Below are 20,019 nucleotides of genomic sequence, written 5' to 3' on the forward strand. Positions count from 1 at the left end.
AGGAAACCGTATATTTGCCTATTAAAAATTAACGATGAGCATACAAGGTAACCCAGAAGAATTCTACAAGAAACTAAGGTCTCAACTTTATGACACGGCAACATGGCCTTCTATATATCTTTACAAATTTATTGTGCCTAGCGATGCTGCAAAAATACACACTATTGAAGCATTATTTAACAATATGGGAGCGGTAATTCATACTACCGAATCTAAAAATGGTAAATACACTAGTGTTTCCGTAAATGTAAACATGCAAGATCCTGATGCTGTAATTGCGAAGTATAAGGAAGTAGCGGACAAAGTAGAAGGTGTTATTAGTTTGTAAAAGTCCGTATTGGCACCCACAGCCCAACTAATATGGTGAAAGTAGTTGTGCCAGCTTACTTTTATTGACAATGAGGGAATTTCCCTTTGTTTATTTTCGTAGACTATTTAATTTTTTTTGTATTTTGCGCAAGAGTGCTACCAACTACGAGCACTATTGTAAATACCTCAATAATTTATTTTGATAGACGATTTAGAATACAATACAGAGCGTGAACATTTAATCATTCCTGAATATGGAAGGCACTTGCAAAAAATGATTAATTACGCAAAAGCCATCCCAGAAAAGGAAGAACGCAATAAAGTAGCCAAAGCCATTATTTCGGTAATGGGGAACTTGCAGCCTCACTTAAGAGACGTGCCCGATTTTCAGCATAAACTTTGGGACCAGTTGTTCATCATGGCTAATTTTGATTTGGATGTAGATTCTCCTTATGAAAAACCTTCACGAGAGGAACTACAGTCGCGCCCAGAACCATTGGAATATCCTCAAAACCATCCAAAGTATAGATTTTATGGTAACAACATTAAAACCATGATTGATGTGGCCAATACTTGGGAAGATGGGGATCTTAAGGAAGCCCTTATCTATACCATCGCCAACCACATGAAAAAGTGTTTCCTGAATTGGAATAAGGATACGGTTGAAGACGATGTTATTTTTGGCCATCTTTATGAGCTATCTGGAGGTAAAATTAACCTAAGAGAAAGTGATGAAGATTTGTCAGATTCTACCAGTTTAATGCGCAGTAAAAAGAAATTCTCTTCTGGAGGCAAAAAATCTCATCACAAAAAGAGTAATAGTAATTCCAACCGAAACAGAAAACGCTACTAAGTTTAATGAGTACATTTGTAATTGAAGGAGGCCACCAATTAAAAGGTAAAATTCAGCCTCAAGGAGCGAAAAACGAAGCTTTACAAATTCTATGCGCAGTATTGCTTACTGCAGAAGAAATTACCATACATAACATTCCGGATATTGTTGACGTCAACAAACTTATTGCGTTGTTGGGGAAACTTGGAGTGAAAATTAATAAAATAGGAAAAGGATCCTATACGTTTAAAGCCGATGAGGTGAATATGGCCTATTTGGAGTCTGCCGAATTTAAGGAAGACGGAAAAGGCTTAAGAGGATCTATCATGATTGTAGGGCCGCTTTTGGCAAGATTTGGGAAAGGATATATTCCAAAGCCGGGAGGAGACAAAATTGGTCGTCGTAGATTGGATACGCACTTTGAAGGGTTTATCAATCTAGGAGCTAAATTCCGTTATAACCGTGAAGACCATTTTTATGGGGTTGAAGCTAAAAAGCTGAAAGGAACCTACATGCTTTTGGATGAAGCTTCGGTAACGGGAACTGCTAATATTGTTATGGCTGCGGTTTTGGCCGAAGGCACAACCACTATCTATAATGCCGCCTGTGAACCTTATTTGCAACAACTTTGCAAGATGTTGAATAGAATGGGGGCAAAGATTACAGGAGTTGGTTCCAACATGTTGACTATTGAAGGCGTGGACCAATTGGGAGGTACCGAACACAGAATGCTTCCGGATATGATTGAAATTGGGAGCTGGATAGGTTTGGCTGCCATGACCAAAAGTGAATTGACCATCACCAATGTGAGTTGGGATGATTTGGGATTGATCCCAAATGTATTCCGCAAATTGGGGATTACTGTAGAGCGTCAAGGCGACGATATCCATATTCCAAAACATGAGGATGGTTATGAAATCCAAAATTATATAGATGGGTCTATCCTAACCGTTTCCGATGCCCCTTGGCCTGGATTTACGCCAGATTTGTTGAGTATTATTTTAGTCGTGGCAACACAGGCGAGAGGCAGTGTGCTGGTACACCAAAAGATGTTTGAGAGCCGTTTATTCTTCGTTGATAAATTAATCGATATGGGCGCTAAGATCATTCTTTGTGATCCGCATAGAGCAACTGTAATTGGGCATGATTTTAAATCGACCTTAAAAGCAACAACCATGACCTCTCCAGATATTAGAGCAGGGGTGTCCTTGTTGATTGCAGCATTATCTGCCAAAGGAACTTCTACCATCCATAATATCGAACAGATTGATAGAGGTTATGAAAACATCGATGAACGTTTAAGAGCTATTGGCGCGAAGATTGAGCGTGTAAGTGGTAACTAAAAAGCATTTAATTAAATAAAACAAAACCTGTAAGGAGAGTTTCTTTACAGGTTTTTTTATGTAAATTATCTTTTAGTTTAAAGTTGACCGTAAGTTGAATAAGTCCTATGCGAAAAATTACATTTCTATTTTTATTTGTAACTATATTTTCTTGTAAACAAAAGGAAGAACCATATGCCATGTATGGACTATTAATTGAAGAATCCATTCAATCAACAGAATTGTTGGAAACTCAAATTTCGGAAATCCTTAAAGATGAGAAACTCATTGAAGATGAGGTGGCAAAATCATACGATAGTCTGACAACTGAATACTTTAAATATTTGCGCAAAACATACACGGAATTAATTGGAAATATTGAAGACCCAACCAATTACAATGGTGAATTTTCTGAGAAAGAACCTATCAACGAATTTTTCTTCAATGGCGAAAAATATAATCTAAACGGGGCTGAATTCATTTCAAAACTAGAAAACTATAGAACTGATATCTTGGAATTGATTATAGATGAAAATTTAGCCAAAAGAGTTCGAAAAGAGTTAAATACAGATGTTGTTCAGAATCGGGATGGTAAGAAATTTGACTATTTGAATTATATGTATCAAGACCTACCATTAATAAGTGTATTGGCTCATATGAAAAATAGAGAAAAGTTAATTGTGGAATTGGAGAATGACTTTTTAAAAAATAGACTGTTACATGAATAAAACTTATCGTCAGTAGATGTGAAATTCCTTCCGTTTTTTAAAATTTAAAATTCTTTATTTTCATTGTTCTGAATTCAAAACTTAATTCAATGCAGCCTTATAAGTATTCAAACAACGCTCTCTGGCCTCTTTGTGATCCACCATGGGCTGTGGATAGGTGAGTTCTTGAAAATCTGGGGCCCATTTGGAAATGTATTTTAAGTCTTTGTCAAATTTTTCAATTTGTGTTGTAGGATTGAAAATTCTAAAATAGGGAGCGGCATCGACACCACAGCCTGCTACCCATTGCCAATTACCAATATTGCTGGCCATTTCGTAATCATGAAGTTTTTCGGCGAAATAGGCTTCACCCCACCGCCAATCTATCAAAAGATGTTTACATAAAAAGCTACCAACCAACATACGCACTCTGTTATGCATAAACCCAGTGGTGTTCAATTGTCGCATACCTGCATCTACTAAGGGATACCCTGTGTTGCCTTTACACCATTTTTTAAATTCTTCTTCCTTGTTTCGCCATGGAATGTTGTCGTATTTAGGTTTGAAACTTTGCGTGGCCGTATGTGGAAAATGCCAAAGAATCTGCATAAAGAATTCCCTCCAAATCAATTCCTGTAAAAACACTTCATTCGATTCGACGGCGGCTTGTTTTACGATGTCTCGAATACTCACGGTACCAAAGCGTAAATGAGGCCCTAAACGGGAAGTACTGTCCTTACCAGGATAATTTCGGGTGGCTTCATAGTTTTGGATGCTTTGTGAAGACAGCTTGTAAGGCGCAATTTCTTGTGAAGAGACTTCAAACCCTAAATCTTCCAGAGTAAAATTTTTGGTTGGAGTATGCTTATATAGATTGTCGAAATTGGCTTCAGGTGTTGTTCCATCAAGGGATAGATTTTTGAAGCGGGCTTTCCAAGCTTTCATGTAAGGCGTATAGACCGCATAGGGTGTGCCGTTTTGTTTTACGATCTCATCCTTTTCAAAAATAACCTGGTCTTTAAACGTGGAAAAATGGATTTTTTTGGAAGATAGGAATTTATCGATTTCTGTATCCCGCTGCTTTGCGTAAGGTTCGTAATCATGATTGGTATAAACTGTATGGATATTGTATTCTTCAGAAAGTTGTTTAAAAGCCTCTAGTGGAGTTTTATGAAAAATAGCTAAGGAACTCCCATAACTTGTTTCAAGAGTTGTCTTGAGGTCTTGAATTGTTTTATGGATGAAGTTAACTCGTGCATCATTTTTTGGAAGTTCTTCTAAAATATTGGGGTCGAAAATAAAGATGGGCAGTACCGAGTGATTTCCCTGTAAGGCTTGGTTGAGTCCAATATTGTCATTCAATCTTAGGTCTCTGCGGAACCAGAATATATTAATGTCTTGTTTCATGGAGTGTATTTACCAAAAATGGCTTCTAATTTTTCATATCTGTATTGGAAGATTTCTTCCAATTTCGGGCGTACCAACAAAGGGTGTACCATTTGCCCTAAAATGCCGAAAGGTAGTTTGTAGTCAATTAAATCTTCCATTTGCACACCTCCCTTTATGGGTTTGATAAAATGTTTGTGATGCCATAGTGCATAGGGGCCAAATCGTTGTTCGTCTACAAAATACTCTAGGTGTTGTACATGGGTGATTTCGGTAACCCATTTGGTTTTTAGGCCTAGGATTGGAGCTACCCAATATTGAACAATTTGTCCAGGATACATAGATCTGTCGGCACCGGATATAATATGGAAGCCCATATAATCTGGAGTAATGGTCTGTAAGTTCTTGGGATTGGAAAGGAATTGCCATGCTTCGTCCACAGAAATTGGCAGATTCTGAATTTTATGTAAACTGTAAACTTTCATCAATTATAAAGAAAAATGTATGCGTTCAGTGAGGTGGCAATTACAAGCCAGATGATATAGGGAAGCAAGAGAAGCCTCATTTCCCGAACCTTTTCAATGCGGTATTTAAAGAAGAAATAAATGACTACTAGGGTTAACAGGATAATAATCAATAAGCCAGGAAAAATAAGATGTTGCTTAAAGAAGACGTAATTCCAAGATACATTTAAAATGAACTGGACAGTAAAAAGTGTCCATATAAATTTGGAGCCTAAATCTCGTACTAAAAAGGCCATATAAATGGAGAAACATAGCATGATGGTAAACCAGGCAGCTCCAAATACCCATCCTTCTGGAGTCCAAGGAGCTTTGTTAAGGTTGAGGTACCATTCTGATTGTGGACCATTGTCCATAAACCAAGTCCCTAAGGCTAGGGCACCAAAATTGATAATCAAAAAAACAACGATGAGTTTAAACAGTTTCATTATAGGTGTTTTGTGATTTTTTTGCTTAAAGGCTTGGTGATGGAATAGTAATAATCCACTAAGTGACCGTTTTCATCTACCAGGTATTTTTGGAAATTCCACTTCACTCCAGAATTTGATACACCGTTAATATCTTTATCCGTGAGCCATTGGTACAGTGGATGTTGATGATCTCCTTTAACGTCTATCTTTTCAGTAATCAAAAAGGTTACACCATAATTTTTTTGGCAAAAAGTTTTAATCTCATTGGCATTCCCAGGTTCTTGACCTCCAAATTGATTGCATGGAAGCCCAATCACCATTAGTTGGTCTTTGTAGGTTTTGTACAGTTCTTCCAATTCTTCATATTGAGGCGTAAAACCGCATTCGGAAGCTACATTCACAAATAGTATTTTTTTGCCTTTGTAGTCGGATAAGTCAATAGGGGTATTGTCAATACTATTTATCTTAATGTCGTAAATAGATTGTTTTGGTGGGTTTTGGGAAGCTGTTTTAAATATGGAAAACATGGTTAATATAAGTATTAAGGTTCGCATGAATTTTTAAATTTTAAAGGTTACAATACCACAATCCATTTCGAAGATTTGTCCGGACATTGAGGCAGATTTATCTGATACTAAAAATACGGCTAAATCGGCAACTTCTTGTGGGTTTAAGAATTTTTTAAGGGGGTGTCTTTCTATAATATTGGCTGTCATCTTTTCATTTCTCAACAGTTTGGAAGCCAGTTCAGTGTCGGTAACAGTAGGAGCAATGGCGTTGATTCTTATTTTTGGGGCTAGTTCCGCTCCAAGTGTTTTAACCAAGCCTTCTATACCGGATTTTGAGGTTGCTATACTTGCATGAAAGGGCATCCCTAATTTTGAAGCTACGGTGCTGAACAATAAAATGGAGGGAGCCATACTATTTTTTAATACAGGCAAGTACTGTTGAATCGTTTTTACGGCACCAAGCACATTTATTTCAAAATCATTTCTAAAATCTTCCAAAGTAAACCTTGCAAAAGGCTTGAGGTTAATGCTTCCGGGACAATATACCAAGGCATCTGCCTGCTCAATATCAGGTAAATTGTCCTTGAGAATATCACAAGGGTGATGTTCTAAGTTTTTGTGGGTTATTTGTGGGGCAGACCTGCTAATGTTGACAACATGATGGTTTTCTAGCAATTGCTCTGTTATGGCTTTGCCAATACCTTTACTGCCTCCAACAATAATTACTGTTTTCATGACTGTTTTATTTCTGTTTTCTTATCAAAATCGTTTAAAATAGATATACGTGTTTTTGGTAAACTGTTTGGGTAGTTTTGTTGAATGAACTTAATCAAGCCCTCTCTAACGTATACTCTTAAATCCCATGCTTCAGGGGAGTTTTTGGCACTCATTAGAGCGCGTATTTCAACACTGGATTCCTTTGAGTCAGTGACCTGAAGCACGTTTACTTTTTTATCCCATAAATGTGTACTCTCCAACAGGCGAGTAAGTTCTTCCCTCAAGGCGTCAAAATTGATGTTATAATCCGTGTAGATAAATACGGTGCCCAAAATTTCAGCTGTTGTTCTGGTCCAATTCTGGAAAGGTTTTTCAATAAAATAGGTGGTTGGTAATACCAATCGACGTTTGTCCCAAATCCTTACTACCACAAAGGTTAAGGTAATTTCTTCTACCCAGCCCCATTCGCCTTCCACAACTAACACATCATCCAATCGAATAGGTTGTGAAATGGCAATTTGCATTCCTGCCAAAATGGTTGCTAAGGCTTTTTGAGCTGCAAACCCGAGGATGATTCCAGCAATACCGGCCGAAGCAAATACACTGAGCCCAAATTTTCTAACGTCTTCAAATAGCATTAATCCAGAACCTATGGCAATTACGATAATGACAAAGATGATTATGCGCTCCAGGATATTAAATTGCGTATAGAGTTTTCGAGCCTGAAGGTTGTCTTCCTGGTTTATGTCATAATTTTCAAGATAGTTCTTTTTAAAAACCCTCAACAGTACAATTATGGTCCATGCTATGGCAATGATGAATAGGATGGAGCTAATTTTTCTCATCATGTAATGGATGTTCTCTGAATTTTGAATAAAGGGTAGGTTGAGCTTTGGAAGGAAAAGTGCCAGAAGGATAATTAAAAAGGGAGTAATGTAGCGTCTGATGAATGTCATATAGTTGATTTTTAGAAATATAAAATACGAGTAATGTCATAGAGAAGAAAACAATTGAAATGCTTTCTTGATGTTTTTTGAAAATTGATAATTAAAACATGATATAATTTACTATTTCTAAAATCTGTTTGCAATACTGAGTGTTTAAGATTTTGATTATACGACGTTATGGGCTTCCGTATTTGTGGGAGAAGCCAATTTGGAAATCATCCCGTTGAAGATAAAAAGGTGAAAGGGGAGCACGCTATACCAATACAATCTACCTGCAAGGCCACGGGGTCTAAAAGTGGCTGTTTGTTTAAGAACATTGTTTTCAATCTTGAATTCCAGCCAAGCTTCGCCCGGAAGGCGCATTTCGGCATAGAGCAATAGTTTCATTTTTTCCTTGTCGGCAAAAATTACACGCCAAAAATCCAAGGCATCACCAATATGTAAATCGTCCGGGTGGGTACGTCCTCTGCGAAGTCCAATCCCGCCAACCATTTTATCGAGATACCCTCTAATATTCCATAAGAAACTTCCGTAATACCAACCCGTTTCTCCGCCAATAGCCCAAATTTTTGATAAGGTGAGTGGAATGTTTTGAACTTTACGTTCTTTATAATCCTTGAAGCAGCCAAACTTAGGAACATTGATGTATTTATGGGAATTGCTTTTAAGTTCTCCGCTGCTTATAAATGAATCCTTCCAACTTGAGAGGATGCTGTTCTGTTCAATCTTTTCAAAAGCCAAGGTAACTGCTTCTTTATAGGTAATGGGATGAATATCCAAAATAGTGTTGATGTTGCTTGGTTTGCCAATGATAGCAACCCCCATACTATCTACTAAATTGCATGCCAACGTATAGGATGTGGACGTTACAAAATAGAGCCAATAGGAGGAAAGTCTTGGAGTCATGACCGGGACCGTTAGAATGTACCGCTTCAGCTTTCTAACTTCGGCAAACTGTAGAAGCATGTCCTTGTAGGTCATAATTTCGGGACCAAATATATCGTAGGTATTATTGTATAATTGGGTGTTGCCTAAACTTTTAGTTAAGTAAGCCAAAACATCTCGAATAGCGAGAGGTTGCGTTTTGGTATGAAGCCATTTTGGCGCAACCATTACGGGAAGCTTTTCGACTAAATCCCTTATGATTTCAAAAGAAGAACTGCCGGAGCCAACAATAATGCCAGCTTTCAAGATGGTAGTGGCGTATTTATCAGATTTTAGTAGGTCGGCAACGTGCTTTCTTGAGCGTAAGTGCTTGGAAAGATTGTCGTCATTGGAAATGCCGCCAAGGAAAATCACTTGCTTTACCTGCGTTCCCTCTAAATAGCCTTTGAAGTTGAGAGCGCATTGAGCTTCCAGTTCCTCAAAATCTTTTGAAGAATTGGATAATGAGTGAATTAAATAGTAAGCAGCATCAATGTCTTTTGGAATGTTTGATAAGGATTGAGGTTTAAGAAAGTCAACTTCTACAATATCTACATTGGGATCGTTTTGATAATGCTCATCAATACGGTATTTATCCCTTGCGGCACAAACCACAATGTGCCCCTGCTCCAAAAGGATTGGCATTAACCGTTTACCTATATATCCCGTTGCACCGGTTAGAAGGATTTTCATGGATGAGGAAGCGTTTCAAAGTTCGAAATCGTAACATTTTTAGCTTTCAAATCAAACATCAAACTGTAGAGGCCGAAAAAGGTCCTGTTGATGTAGATAAAATGCTGTGACCCTCGGTTACCGTTCATTTTTCTCAAATCGGTATTTTTGGCATAGGATTCTCCAAGGTTGGCAATTTTTCCAAAGAAATTGGCGTCAGAAAAATCAAAGGTTTCAGACAGTAGGGGCTGCGTAAACAATTGCAGTATGTCATGAAACATAGCGGTGAAAAATTCAATTTCTTCCTTGGAGTCTTCGGGACGTAGTATTTCAAGCTCTAACATTTTAGCTTTAAACGTTTCAGGGTTGTTCAAAGTATTGGGATTTGCCAGTTCAAAATAGGGATTATAAAAAGCTTCAGGAATAGTTTTCATACAACCAAAATCAAGAGCAATTAACTGTCCGGTTTTTGAAACCAAGAAGTTTCCGGGGTGAGGATCGGCGTGTACCTTTTTTAATTTGTGAATCTGGAACATGTAAAAATCCCAAAGGGCTTGACCTAATGTGTTGGCTAAATCTTGATTGGTGTTATGCGCAATAAATTCCGAAAGATGTTCACCTTCCATATAGTCCATGGTGATGATACGTTCTGAAGATAGCTGCTCATAATAATTTGGAAATAGAAGGTTTGGTATGTTTTTGCAGGCCTTGGCCACTTCCTCGCTTTGTTGTAATTCAAGTATATAGTTGGTTTCCTCAACCAATTTGCCTTCCACTTCCTTAAAGTACTTGTCTGAGTCTTTTCCTTTAATGTTGAACATTTTTATGGCAATGGGCTTCACCATGGCCAAATCTGACTTGATGCTTTCGGCAACTCCGGGATATTGAATTTTAACGGCAAGTTTTTTTCCATTTTTTTCCGCTAGATGAACTTGGCCAATACTGGCTGCATTAACTGATGTGGGATTGAACTTATCGTAAATTTCATGAGGAGATTTCTTGAAATAGGTTTTAAAGGTTTTTGTCACCAAGGCAGGGGACAACGGTGGGACCGAGAATTGTGCCAATGAAAACTTTTCTACGTAGGCCTGCGGCAGGATGCTTTTTTCCATGCTCAACATTTGGGCAACTTTCAGGGCACTTCCTTTTAGTTGTTTTAGGCTGTCATAGATGTCCTCTGCATTATTTTGGTCCAGTCTACTTTTGGCTTCTTGCTCTGTTTTGGTAAGTTTATCTCCGTAATATTTAAGGTAGTTGACACCAACACGTGCTCCAGTAGCTACCAGTTTGGAGGCCCGTTCAATTTTTGACGTTGGTATTTTATCAATGGTTTTCATAGCTTATTTGGTTTGGAAGCGTTCCTTGAAAATGAACTTCCCAAAATCCACAAGGCTGTTTATTGGGGTAGTATCTATGATGTCGAAACTGGTATTGATAGATTTTTCTATATAGATGTCGGTTTTACTAAAATTGGCAGAAGTATCTTCCATCCAAAATTTTAGAGTAAGGAGTAACTGTACCCATGCTGCTTCTTTCATTGCTTTTTGTTGCATTTTTAAAAGTTGGCCTTTCACCAATTCGATCTGTTTGATATCCAATGTGTCCAGATAGGAGGCAAAGGCCTCTTTGAGAGGGTGTAAGTGTTTTAGCTGTTTAAGGTTAGCCTTATATTCGTTTAGGGCGAACATTATAAAACTCCGGTTGGCCGTTAGGTTTTCAAAGAAGGTGAAATAAAAGCTCAGTAGCTTGTTTTTAGCATCATAGGTTTGATATTCTTGACTGTTATTTAAGGTTTGGACAGTATGCTCGCAGAAGGCCACAAAAATGTAGGCTTCCAGGGCTTCAAAAGAACTGAAGTGTTCGTAAAATTTTGGTTCTTCAAAATTATTCAACTTTGAAAATTGATAAACAGACGTTGGTCTTTCATTGTTTTCAAGGACATAATCCATGTATAAATCAACCAGATCCATTTTTTTGGGAGTTTTCTTTTTAGGCATCACAAAACTTTTTTATAAAATTACTAAATGTCTAACTATTATTAATCATAAATTAGACAAAATTAACGTTTGTAAATAGATTTGGTGCTTTGCTTCCCTAAAATTACGAGAAAATTATCTTGTAATTGTCTGTTTATTAAATATGTATAATTGTGTATCTTTAGAGAGCAGCCTTAAGAGAAATTTTAATTTAAGGTTTTGTTAACAAATGAGAGTTCAACTAATTTGTAAATTTAGTCGCACATTTTTAAAACTATAAAACAATATGACCATGAAAAAATTATTACTTATTGCGTTAGTCTTAACCGCCTCTTATAATTTGAGGGCACAGGTGACAACGCCACAGGCTAGTCCGGCTAGTAAATTGGAACAAAAAGTTGGTTTGACAGATTTTTCGATTCAATACTCAAGACCAGGTGTAAAAGGAAGAACCGTTTTTGGAGATTTGGTACCTTACGATAAGCTATGGAGAACTGGAGCCAATAAAAATTCAATCATTACTTTTAGTGATGATGTGACGTTTGGTACACAAACTGTAAAGGCAGGGTCTTATGCCATTTTTACCAAGCCAGGAAAAAGTTTATGGGAGGTATATTTATACAGCGATACAGAAAATTGGGGGACACCTCAAAAGTGGGATGAAAGTAAAGTAGTGGCTATTATCAAAGCAAAAGCTTACCCAATGACTTTTAACGTAGAGTCTTTCACTTTTGACATCAACAACATTACCAATAGCAGTGCGGCCTTGGAAATTTTCTGGGAAAAGACCTATGTAACAATTCCTTTTGAAGTACCAACAGATACTAAAGTTTTGGCTTCTATCAATGAAGCTTTGGCAGGATCTCCAAAAGCTGAAGATTACTTTGCAGCTTCTTCTTACTATTATCAGGAAGGAAAAGATATTAAGCAGGCCAAAGAATGGATTGATAAGGCTATGGCAATGAACAATGATCCTGCCTTTTGGCAATTAAGACAACAGTCTTTGATTTATGCCAGAGCAGGTGATAAAGATGGAGCTATTGATTTGGCTAAAAAATCTATGGCAGCAGCAAAGGCAGCAGGAAACGATGATTATGTAAAAATGAACATGGACTCTCTAAAAGAATGGGGGGCTATGTAGGGTTCAATTTGTGGCAATACATATTTTAAAGCACAGCCTATGGTTGTGCTTTTTTGCTTCTATAAGGAACGGATTTGGGTGACCAATTTTTTGTATATTAGAGGTAGGACACAATATTGAATTGTAGCCTAATACCAATTAATCGATTTAATCTTTAGAATATGGCAGGTCAATTGTCCATGGATCAAGCTTTCCTTGAAAGGCTAAAAGAGATCCTAGAGTCTAATTTTGCCAATGAGCATTTTGGGGTTCAGGAATTGGCTGATGAAGCCGGTGTAAGCCGCTCCCAACTGCACAGGAAACTTAATGCTCTTATAGGAAAATCGTCCAGCCAGTACATTAGGGAATACAGGTTGGAAAAGGCTTTGGAGATGCTTCAAAATGAGGAGGCCACTGCTTCGGAAATTGCCTATCGTGTAGGGTTTAACAGCCCTACTTACTTCAATACCTGTTTTAGCGATTTTTATGGTTACACTCCAGGAGAGGTTAAGTTTCAGAAGACGGATGTTATAGAATCTGAAACTAAATCGTCAGAGGACATATCCTCATCTGTGGCCATCCAAAAGAAAGGAAATTATAAATCCTTGTTTTGGGTAGGCGGTATACTAATATTATTGTTTCTAGGGTATTCTTTTTATCAAAATTTGGAAGCAGATAATGATTTAGAAGATGTGCCCTTGCACCTTAGGGAGGACAAAACTATTGCTGTTCTACCATTCCAAAATTTAAGTGATGATAGTGAAAATCAATATTTTGCGGATGGTATTAGGGAGGATATTATCAATCACTTATCGAAGGTTCAGGAATTTATAGTGAAATCGCGTCAGTCTACAGAAATGTATCGTGATTCACACCTTTCTGCAAAAGAGATTGGCTTTGCTTTAAGTGCAAATTATATATTGGGAGGCAGTGTGCAAAAGCATGGAAATAGAATACGAGTTAGGGTGCATTTAATTAACTCCAAGACAGATGTGCAGTTGTGGTTTAGGGATTTTGATAGGGAGTTTCAAGATATTTTTGAACTTGAAAGTGAGATTTCACGATTGATTGCTTCCGAGTTGAACGTAGTATTGTCCCCCCACGAATTGGAACTGATCGATAAGGTACCTACCGATAACCTTGAGGCTTATAATTTATATATAAAAGCATTATATTCATTGTACTATGATGAAAATGTAGATTTGGCAAGGCGATATTTCAATTTATGTATTGAAGAAGACACTGGCTTTGCGCTGGCATACTCGGGTTTGGCCGAAAGCTATCTTTGGGAAAATTGGCCAACACCTACTGTAAAAGATGCGGAGCAGGTAAAGGAACTAGCCATAAAGGCGATGGAATTGGATGAAAGCTTGTCTGAGCCACATCGTGTAATGGCCTATGTGAATGAAACCTACGATTGGAATTGGACCAAAGCTGAAACGGAGTTCCAAGAGGCTGTCAAGTTGAATCCAAACAATTATTATGCGATAAGCGAATATGCAATGTATTTGCAGTATGTATTGGGAGATTTTGAAAAGGCTCGTGAAATGATTGAGTTGGCGCAATTGGTGAATCCCAACTCCGCATTTACGGCAGTGTTGAGTGCTGAATTTTACCTACACGAGGATAATTTTAAAAAGGCCTTGGAAGAAACCAGAAAAGCTAAGGAGTATGCTCCAAAAGGCATGTGGGCTTATTGGGTGGATTTTAAAATCTATACCGAGTTGGGTAATTATGATCAGGCTGTGAGGCAATTGGAAGAAAGTTGGGGATTTGTTGAAGCCTTCGAGTTGAACATACCTCCAATGTTGGAGGCTTATGAGAAGGATGGAGTTAAAGGCGTTTATAGAATGATCAATGATATGGATATCAATAACGCAAATTCGGAGGGCGTTCAACATAATGCCTATTGGATTGCTCAAAAATTTGCATTTTTGGAGGAACCTGAAAATGCTCTAAAATGGTTGGAAATTGCCTTTAGAAGAAAAAATGCCGAATTATTTATGATCAAATATGATCCCTATTTTGAAAATTTACGATCCAACGCTGACTTTTTGGAAATCTTACAAAAAATGAACCTTGGCGATTACCAAGGCGGTTTAAAACTGTAGAAGCTTAATAATGGGAAGCTTTTGTAAAGTTTTAAGAAAATTATACTTGTCAGGATTTTTGTATCTTAGATAGGTGACCTACTTCTAGTTTTTGGTCCTCAACCAATTAATACATTTAATTTTAAAAATATGGCCAGTCAATTATCCATGGATCAAAACTTTGTGGAAAGGCTAAAAGCAGTCCTAGAGTCTAACTTTAGCAATGAGCATTTTGGAGTTCAGGAATTGGCTGATGAGGTGGGATTGAGCCGTTCGCAATTGCATAGAAAACTTAATGCACTCTTAGGGAAATCGTCTAGCCAGTTTATTCGGGAATACAGATTGGAAAGAGCTTTGGAAATGCTCAAAAATGAAGAGACTACGGCTTCGGAAATAGCCTATCGTGTTGGTTTTAACAGTCCAACTTATTTCAATACTTGTTTTAGCGATTTCTATGGCTATACGCCTGGTGAGGTTAAATTCAAAAAAAGTGAAGCGTCCAATAATGATATAGGTCTAAAAACTTCTGCGTCAAAAAATACAAAGAAAACGTTTAGGAGGAAACGGAAATTTACAACCTTGTTTTGGGTGAGCAGTGTGGCTTTGGTTTTGCTTCTGGGCTATACGTTCTATATGAATTCAAAGACTAATATTGAGACGGTAGTAGAGCCTCAAATGGAAGAATTGGATAAAACCGTGGCTGTATTGCCTTTTAAGAACTTAAGCCATCATCCAGAAAACGCATATTTTGCTGATGCCATTCGAGAGGATATTATTAATAATCTTTCGAAAGTAGAGCAGATTATTGTAAAATCTCGTCAATCTACAGAAAAGTATAGAGCTTCTAGTCTGTCGGCCAAAGATATAGGCGAAGCCCTCGATGCTAATTATATTGTTGGCGGTAGTGTGCAGAAGGAAGGTCAAAAGATTAGGATTAGAGTACATCTTATCAATTCTAAAACAGATGTGCAACTATGGGCCAAGGATTTTGACAGGGATTATAAAGATCTTTTTACCTTGGAAAGTGAAATATCAAAACAAATAGTTTCAGAATTGAATTTGGTGTTATCACCGTTTGAGCTGGAACTAATTGATAAAGCACCAACCGACAATCTAGAGGCCTATAATTTGTATATGAAGGCAGTTTATTACGGGGTTTATGAAGAGGATATACATTTGGCTAGAAGTTATTTGAACTCCTGTCTGGAAATAGAGCCTAATTTTGCTGTAGCCTATTCTGGACTCGCCATTAGCTATTTATGGGAAAATTGGCCTAATCCTACTGAAAATGACATACTTCGAGCAAAGGATTATGCTGAAAAAGCTATTAAACTTGATAATAAATTATCCGAACCGCATCGGGTTTTGGGTTGGGTATATTTGAGTTATGATTGGGATTGGAAAAGGACTGAAAGTCAATTTGAAAAGGCAATCAGCTTAAATCCAAATAATTATTTTGCGCTATTTATGTATTCGCAATACCTGCAATATTCGGTAGGGGATTTTGAGCGCGCCAGAAAAATGTTGGATAGGGCTCAGTTGATTGCTCCGGATTCATTTCGTGTCTCAATTTTGAGTTCAGAGTTATATTTACACCAAGGGGATTTTAATAATGCTTTGAGGCAAGCCGAAAGGGCAGAGGAGCAATTACCAAAAGATGCTTGGCCTTTTTGGGTTAAATTTAAAATCTATACGGCATTGGGAGAATATGATCTAGCGTATAAACAATTGGAAATTAGCTGGGCATTTGAAGAGGAAGGAAAGGAAAAACTTCCTTTATTATGGGAAGCTTATATGGAAGCAGGTATAAAAGGAGTTTATAAATGGATTAATGATATGGATATTGAGCATCTAAAATCTCAAGGAACTTTATACAACAATGCGTATTGGATAGCCCAGAAATTTGCATATTTAGAAGAGGATGCTAAAGTTTTGGAGTGGCTGGAAACTGCCTTTGAGCGCAAAAATGCCGAGTTATATAAGGTAAAATATGATCCGTATTTCGAAAAATTACACAATAATCCTGAGTTTTTGAAGTTTCTGAAAAAAATGAACCTAGGGAATTACGAAATCAAGTTGTAACGTGTAAATCCCTATGTTTACTGGGGTTTGCAGATATGATTCAACATAATTTCAATCCTTTAAAACATTTTTTGAATATAATTTTATATAAGTTAAATCATTTACAACGTGGCTGTTATGTCTGGTGTGTATGTATTCATAATCTTTGTGTTGCAATCAATCATTAACTGTAATACAAGTAATTATGAAAACTTTTATCATTTTAGGGTTATGTATGACCCTCGGTAGTTTAGGCTTTTCGCAATCAGGCCTAATAGAAATTGATCTAGCGGGAATGGAAGTGGTTTCTAACAAAACCATCCATATGGATTATCTTAAAGACATTACCGTTGACAATACAGCAAAATATATTGTCGATCTAGAAAGTAAGGTAGCCAAATTTAATATCAACACCTTTGAGGAGTTTGAAAGACCTTCGGAGGATAATACGTACGAAGTAAACTTTAAATCTGAAAAAGGAAGCATCATTGTTTCCTATGACAAGGACGGAAATATAGTGTCCACAGATGAGCATTTTGAGGACATTAAATTGCCAAGGGAAGTGAGAGAAACGGTGTTTAAATCACATCCTGGATGGTTGCTTTTGGAAACAGACTATTACGTAAACTACGACTACAATGAACCTTCCCATAAATACTATAAAGTTAAAATAGGAAATGGGGAAGATAGATTAAACGTAAAGGTCGATCCAAGTGGGGTTCTTCATCAACATTAAACGCTAATATTCCAATCCAATTATCGAAGCGACTTTATCCAAGGTACCAATGAGTTGTTTACTGAACTCAAAGGTCATAAGGTCGCTTTCTTTTTTGCCTTGCCTTATCAAGTCATTAAAGTGCATTGTTTCAAAATTGTAGCCAATGCTATTGTAGTTGAAATCTAAGGTTTCAGGGGCACCTTCATTAGGGATTAAAGTAACGGTTGAAGGCTCATGAAATCGCCCATTGATTTTAATGAGGCCTTTTTCACAATAGAATTCTGCCACAGTAGGGGTTTCTTCCAAAAGGGTACTTTTTAAATGAGCTTCTACGCCATCCTCGTAATGAAATACCATAGAGCAGGTTGAATCCGCACCGTTATCAAAAAAGGTAGCAGAAGCTTCAATTGATTTGGGGGCACCCAAAGTGGTCAAAGCAGCAAAAATAGGGTATATCCCTATATCTAATAAGCTACCACCTCCAAGAGTTTTTTTGAATAAACGAGATTCATTGTCAAAATCTTTGTAGAATCCAAAATCGGCATTCATTTTTAGTAATTTCCCATAGGTGTTTTCCTTGAGCATTTTCAAAACATGTTGGTAATGCGGTAGGAAATAGGTCCAAAGGGCCTCCATTAATAATGTATCGTTGGCTTTTGCCGATGCCATCATTTCCAAGACTTCTTGGGAGTTCATGGCAAAGGGCTTTTCGCATAGTACTGCTTTTTGATGACTTAGGCACAAGATACTGTGTTCTTTATGGTAGCTGTGGGGTGTGGCAATATATACCGCATCCACATTAGGGTCTTTTGCTAGTTGTTCGTAGCTGCCATAGGCATTTTGAGCGCCATAGGTTCCTGCAAAAGCATCAGAACGTTCTTGGTTACGCGACGCAACGGCCACAAGCTCGCAGTTATCCACGGTTAACAAATCCTGAGCGAATTTGTTGGCAATTTTTCCAAGGCCTATAATGCCCCATTTGATAACGTTATCGGACGTTTTCATTGATGTTTTGTGTGTTTTGGATAAAAAGAGCAATTAGGATGACTAAAATACAACCAAATAAATTGAGCCACAAATACGGCATCCATTCAAACCACCAACCTATGATTACGATACCCTGAGTGATCAAGGCGGCAATGAATACGGCATTGGCCTTGACATATTTAAAGAAAAATGCCAAAAGGAAAATACCAAGCACATTTCCATAGAAAATAGAACCAATAATGTTTACCAATTGTATGAGGTTGTCGGCCAAATACGCCACACAGGCAATAATGATGGCTAAAACTCCCCAGCCAAAGGTGAACCATTTGGAAGCCTTTAGATAGTGTGTTTCATCTTTATCACTTACAAAATTACGTTTATAAATATCCAGAGCGGTAGTAGACGCGAGGGCATTTAATTCTCCTGCAGTACTGGACATAGCTGCACTAAGGATGACGGCCAAGAGTAACCCAACTAGGCCTCGAGGGAGGTTGTTCAAAATAAAATGTATGAACACATAATCCTTGTCATTGGTTTCTATACTTATATCATTGTCTTGGGCTGCTTTTTCAATCAGTACTTTGGCAGCATTGCGGTTGTCTCTATCTTTTTTATTCAAGAGTTGAAGCTCGTCTGTCACCTTGGAATCGCCCGTGTTGACATAGTTTTGAAGCACGGATTGCTTGGCCTTGAAAATGTCAAGTTGTTCTTCTTCCAGACGTTGGTAGTCATTAGCATAAGCAGAATTGCTTACTGTATTGTGTGCTGCTGGATTAAAGTTGATGGGAGAATTGTGAAATTGGTAAAAAACGAATACCATAACCCCTACCAAAAGGATTGAAAATTGCATAGGCACTTTTAAAAGCCCGTTAAAAATCAGTCCCATTTGCATTTCCTTTACCGATTTTCCAGAAAGGTAACGTTGCACTTGGCTTTGGTCTGTTCCAAAGTAGGAAAGGGCCAAAAAGGACCCTCCAATCAAACCGCTCCAAAGGGTATAGCGGTTTTCTAAATCAAAATCAAAACTGAGAATATTCATCTTACCACTGGCGCCAGCAATATCTAGAGCTTTGGTAAATGTGATGTCCTCAGGGAGATAACTTATTATTAAGAAAAAGGCAATAAGCATCCCTAAAAAAATAACACCCATTTGATGCTTTTGTGTAATGCTTACCGCTTTGGTACCTCCTGAAACGGTGTATATAATGACAAGGGTTCCTATGATAATGTTGAGGTAGGTAAGGTTCCAATGCAAAATAGCCGAAAGGATGATGGCTGGAGCATAAATGGTAATTCCTGCAGCCAATCCCCGCTGGATTAGAAATAGAGTAGCGGTCAAGGTTCGGGTTTTGCCATCAAACCTATTCTCTAAAAACTCATAAGCGGTGTAGACTTTAAGCCTGTCGTACAGCGGAATAAAAACCATACAAATGACAATCATGGCAATAGGCACCCCAAAATAGAATTGCACAAAGCCCATACCGTCGTGAAATGCCTGCCCAGGAGTGGACAAAAAAGTAATGGCACTGGCTTGCGTAGCCATTACCGAAAGACCGATAGTCCACCAAGGAGCAGAATTACCGCCTTTTACATAATCCTGAACATTTTTGCTTCCTCTTGTTTTCCAAGTTCCGTAGCCAACAATAGTTAATAGAGTCGTCGCCAAAACTAGCCAATCCAACCAATTTAGTACCCCCATGTTAAAAAGCTTTCATGATAAGGTAAAACACAACTATATAAATGGCATTGGCAATTAATACTAATGAATAGGATTTTAACCAAGGTTGTTTTTTTGCCGAATCCTGCATCAT

General features: G+C 37.7%; 19 protein-coding genes. 8 read left to right on the forward strand and 11 right to left on the reverse strand.

What is annotated here, in order from left to right; translation table 11 throughout:
* Positions 1-34 precede the first annotated feature (34 nt).
* The 4 genes from RBH95_RS07025 to RBH95_RS07040 all read left to right on the forward strand — a co-directional run bounded on the left by RBH95_RS07025 (position 35) and on the right by RBH95_RS07040 (position 3,191).
* Positions 35-328 (forward strand): DUF493 family protein, encoded by a 294-nt coding sequence (locus tag RBH95_RS07025; protein ID WP_307901971.1) that lies wholly within the window; start codon positions 35-37, stop codon positions 326-328.
* A gap of 180 nt (positions 329-508) precedes the next feature.
* The gene (locus RBH95_RS07030; RefSeq protein WP_307901972.1) at positions 509-1,162 is read left to right on the forward strand and encodes a DUF4290 domain-containing protein; all 654 of its coding nucleotides are present in this window, start codon (positions 509-511) and stop codon (positions 1,160-1,162) included.
* A gap of 5 nt (positions 1,163-1,167) precedes the next feature.
* On the forward strand, positions 1,168-2,484 hold the full coding sequence (gene murA / locus RBH95_RS07035) for a UDP-N-acetylglucosamine 1-carboxyvinyltransferase (protein WP_307901973.1): 1,317 nt from the start codon (positions 1,168-1,170) through the stop codon (positions 2,482-2,484).
* A gap of 179 nt (positions 2,485-2,663) precedes the next feature.
* Entirely contained in the window at positions 2,664-3,191 is a 528-nt protein-coding gene (locus RBH95_RS07040; RefSeq protein ID WP_307901974.1) for a hypothetical protein, read from the forward strand.
* A gap of 81 nt (positions 3,192-3,272) precedes the next feature.
* On the opposite strand, the gene RBH95_RS07045 is transcribed toward RBH95_RS07040, so the two are convergent.
* The 9 genes from RBH95_RS07045 to RBH95_RS07085 form a co-directional block, all read right to left on the reverse strand.
* Entirely contained in the window at positions 3,273-4,577 is a 1,305-nt protein-coding gene (locus RBH95_RS07045; RefSeq protein ID WP_307901975.1) for a deoxyribodipyrimidine photo-lyase, read from the reverse strand.
* A complete protein-coding gene (locus RBH95_RS07050) occupies positions 4,574-5,041 on the reverse strand; it encodes an SRPBCC family protein (protein WP_307901976.1) in 468 nt (155 codons plus the stop codon). Before RBH95_RS07050 ends, RBH95_RS07045 begins: the two co-directional genes overlap by 4 nt.
* Positions 5,041-5,505, reverse strand: a complete 465-nt coding sequence (locus RBH95_RS07055; RefSeq protein ID WP_307901977.1) for a TspO/MBR family protein — start codon at positions 5,503-5,505, stop codon at positions 5,041-5,043. Before RBH95_RS07055 ends, RBH95_RS07050 begins: the two co-directional genes overlap by 1 nt.
* A complete protein-coding gene (locus tag RBH95_RS07060; protein ID WP_307901978.1) occupies positions 5,505-6,014 on the reverse strand; it encodes a glutathione peroxidase in 510 nt (169 codons plus the stop codon). Before RBH95_RS07060 ends, RBH95_RS07055 begins: the two co-directional genes overlap by 1 nt.
* Positions 6,015-6,047: 33 nt before the next feature.
* A complete protein-coding gene (locus RBH95_RS07065) occupies positions 6,048-6,731 on the reverse strand; it encodes an SDR family NAD(P)-dependent oxidoreductase (protein ID WP_307901979.1) in 684 nt (227 codons plus the stop codon).
* Positions 6,728-7,669: a mechanosensitive ion channel family protein gene (locus RBH95_RS07070; protein WP_307901980.1), complete on the reverse strand. Its 942-nt coding sequence runs from the start codon at positions 7,667-7,669 to the stop codon at positions 6,728-6,730. The genes RBH95_RS07065 and RBH95_RS07070 overlap by 4 nt, the downstream gene beginning before the upstream one ends.
* Before the next feature lie 156 nt (positions 7,670-7,825).
* Complete coding sequence (locus RBH95_RS07075; protein WP_307901981.1) at positions 7,826-9,277, reverse strand: SDR family oxidoreductase; 1,452 nt, start codon at positions 9,275-9,277, stop codon at positions 7,826-7,828.
* Complete coding sequence (locus RBH95_RS07080) at positions 9,274-10,593, reverse strand: AarF/ABC1/UbiB kinase family protein (protein WP_307901982.1); 1,320 nt, start codon at positions 10,591-10,593, stop codon at positions 9,274-9,276. Before RBH95_RS07080 ends, RBH95_RS07075 begins: the two co-directional genes overlap by 4 nt.
* Before the next feature lie 3 nt (positions 10,594-10,596).
* A complete protein-coding gene (locus RBH95_RS07085; RefSeq protein WP_307901983.1) occupies positions 10,597-11,253 on the reverse strand; it encodes a TetR family transcriptional regulator C-terminal domain-containing protein in 657 nt (218 codons plus the stop codon).
* A gap of 271 nt (positions 11,254-11,524) precedes the next feature.
* On the opposite strand from RBH95_RS07085, the gene RBH95_RS07090 reads away from it, so the two are divergent.
* From RBH95_RS07090 to RBH95_RS07105, 4 genes are all read left to right on the forward strand, one after another.
* Positions 11,525-12,373, forward strand: a complete 849-nt coding sequence (locus RBH95_RS07090) for a DUF2911 domain-containing protein (protein WP_307901984.1) — start codon at positions 11,525-11,527, stop codon at positions 12,371-12,373.
* 161 nt (positions 12,374-12,534) lie between these two features.
* On the forward strand, positions 12,535-14,463 hold the full coding sequence (locus RBH95_RS07095; protein ID WP_307901985.1) for a helix-turn-helix domain-containing protein: 1,929 nt from the start codon (positions 12,535-12,537) through the stop codon (positions 14,461-14,463).
* Between the two features lie 129 nt (positions 14,464-14,592).
* Positions 14,593-16,524 carry a helix-turn-helix domain-containing protein gene (locus tag RBH95_RS07100; protein ID WP_307901986.1) on the forward strand — a complete coding sequence of 644 codons (1,932 nt, stop codon included), beginning with the start codon at positions 14,593-14,595 and terminating at the stop codon, positions 16,522-16,524.
* Positions 16,525-16,708: 184 nt separating this feature from the next.
* Positions 16,709-17,239 carry a hypothetical protein gene (locus tag RBH95_RS07105; protein WP_307901987.1) on the forward strand — a complete coding sequence of 177 codons (531 nt, stop codon included), beginning with the start codon at positions 16,709-16,711 and terminating at the stop codon, positions 17,237-17,239.
* Positions 17,240-17,242: 3 nt separating this feature from the next.
* Here the strand turns inward: RBH95_RS07105 and RBH95_RS07110 are convergent, their stop codons facing one another.
* Together RBH95_RS07110 and RBH95_RS07115 are read right to left on the reverse strand one after the other, a co-directional pair.
* The gene (locus RBH95_RS07110) at positions 17,243-18,226 is read right to left on the reverse strand and encodes a Gfo/Idh/MocA family protein (protein ID WP_307901988.1); all 984 of its coding nucleotides are present in this window, start codon (positions 18,224-18,226) and stop codon (positions 17,243-17,245) included.
* Positions 18,210-19,907, reverse strand: coding sequence for a sodium:solute symporter (locus RBH95_RS07115; RefSeq protein WP_307901989.1), 1,698 nt, complete (start codon positions 19,905-19,907; stop codon positions 18,210-18,212). The genes RBH95_RS07110 and RBH95_RS07115 overlap by 17 nt, the downstream gene beginning before the upstream one ends.
* Positions 19,908-20,019 lie beyond the last annotated feature (112 nt).

The sequence above is a fragment of the Mangrovimonas sp. YM274 genome, assembly GCF_030908385.1.
Classification (GTDB): domain Bacteria; phylum Bacteroidota; class Bacteroidia; order Flavobacteriales; family Flavobacteriaceae; genus Mangrovimonas_A.

Excerpts from the sequence above, each read along its gene's own strand:
- RBH95_RS07025 (WP_307901971.1), top strand. The coding sequence starts at position 35 with ATGAGCATACAAGGTAACCCAGAAGAATTCTACAAGAAACTAAGGTCT.
- RBH95_RS07075 (WP_307901981.1), bottom strand. The coding sequence starts at position 9,277 with ATGAAAATCCTTCTAACCGGTGCAACGGGATATATAGGTAAACGGTTA.
- RBH95_RS07095 (WP_307901985.1), top strand. The coding sequence starts at position 12,535 with ATGGCAGGTCAATTGTCCATGGATCAAGCTTTCCTTGAAAGGCTAAAA.
- RBH95_RS07050 (WP_307901976.1), bottom strand. The coding sequence starts at position 5,041 with ATGAAAGTTTACAGTTTACATAAAATTCAGAATCTGCCAATTTCTGTG.
- RBH95_RS07105 (WP_307901987.1), top strand. The coding sequence starts at position 16,709 with ATGAAAACTTTTATCATTTTAGGGTTATGTATGACCCTCGGTAGTTTA.
- RBH95_RS07080 (WP_307901982.1), bottom strand. The coding sequence starts at position 10,593 with ATGAAAACCATTGATAAAATACCAACGTCAAAAATTGAACGGGCCTCC.
- RBH95_RS07065 (WP_307901979.1), bottom strand. The coding sequence starts at position 6,731 with ATGAAAACAGTAATTATTGTTGGAGGCAGTAAAGGTATTGGCAAAGCC.
- RBH95_RS07090 (WP_307901984.1), top strand. The coding sequence starts at position 11,525 with ATGAAAAAATTATTACTTATTGCGTTAGTCTTAACCGCCTCTTATAAT.
- RBH95_RS07110 (WP_307901988.1), bottom strand. The coding sequence starts at position 18,226 with ATGAAAACGTCCGATAACGTTATCAAATGGGGCATTATAGGCCTTGGA.
- RBH95_RS07045 (WP_307901975.1), bottom strand. The coding sequence starts at position 4,577 with ATGAAACAAGACATTAATATATTCTGGTTCCGCAGAGACCTAAGATTG.
- RBH95_RS07100 (WP_307901986.1), top strand. The coding sequence starts at position 14,593 with ATGGCCAGTCAATTATCCATGGATCAAAACTTTGTGGAAAGGCTAAAA.
- RBH95_RS07115 (WP_307901989.1), bottom strand. The coding sequence starts at position 19,907 with ATGGGGGTACTAAATTGGTTGGATTGGCTAGTTTTGGCGACGACTCTA.
- RBH95_RS07055 (WP_307901977.1), bottom strand. The coding sequence starts at position 5,505 with ATGAAACTGTTTAAACTCATCGTTGTTTTTTTGATTATCAATTTTGGT.
- murA (WP_307901973.1), top strand. The coding sequence starts at position 1,168 with ATGAGTACATTTGTAATTGAAGGAGGCCACCAATTAAAAGGTAAAATT.
- RBH95_RS07070 (WP_307901980.1), bottom strand. The coding sequence starts at position 7,669 with ATGACATTCATCAGACGCTACATTACTCCCTTTTTAATTATCCTTCTG.
- RBH95_RS07085 (WP_307901983.1), bottom strand. The coding sequence starts at position 11,253 with ATGCCTAAAAAGAAAACTCCCAAAAAAATGGATCTGGTTGATTTATAC.
- RBH95_RS07060 (WP_307901978.1), bottom strand. The coding sequence starts at position 6,014 with ATGTTTTCCATATTTAAAACAGCTTCCCAAAACCCACCAAAACAATCT.
- RBH95_RS07040 (WP_307901974.1), top strand. The coding sequence starts at position 2,664 with ATGTATGGACTATTAATTGAAGAATCCATTCAATCAACAGAATTGTTG.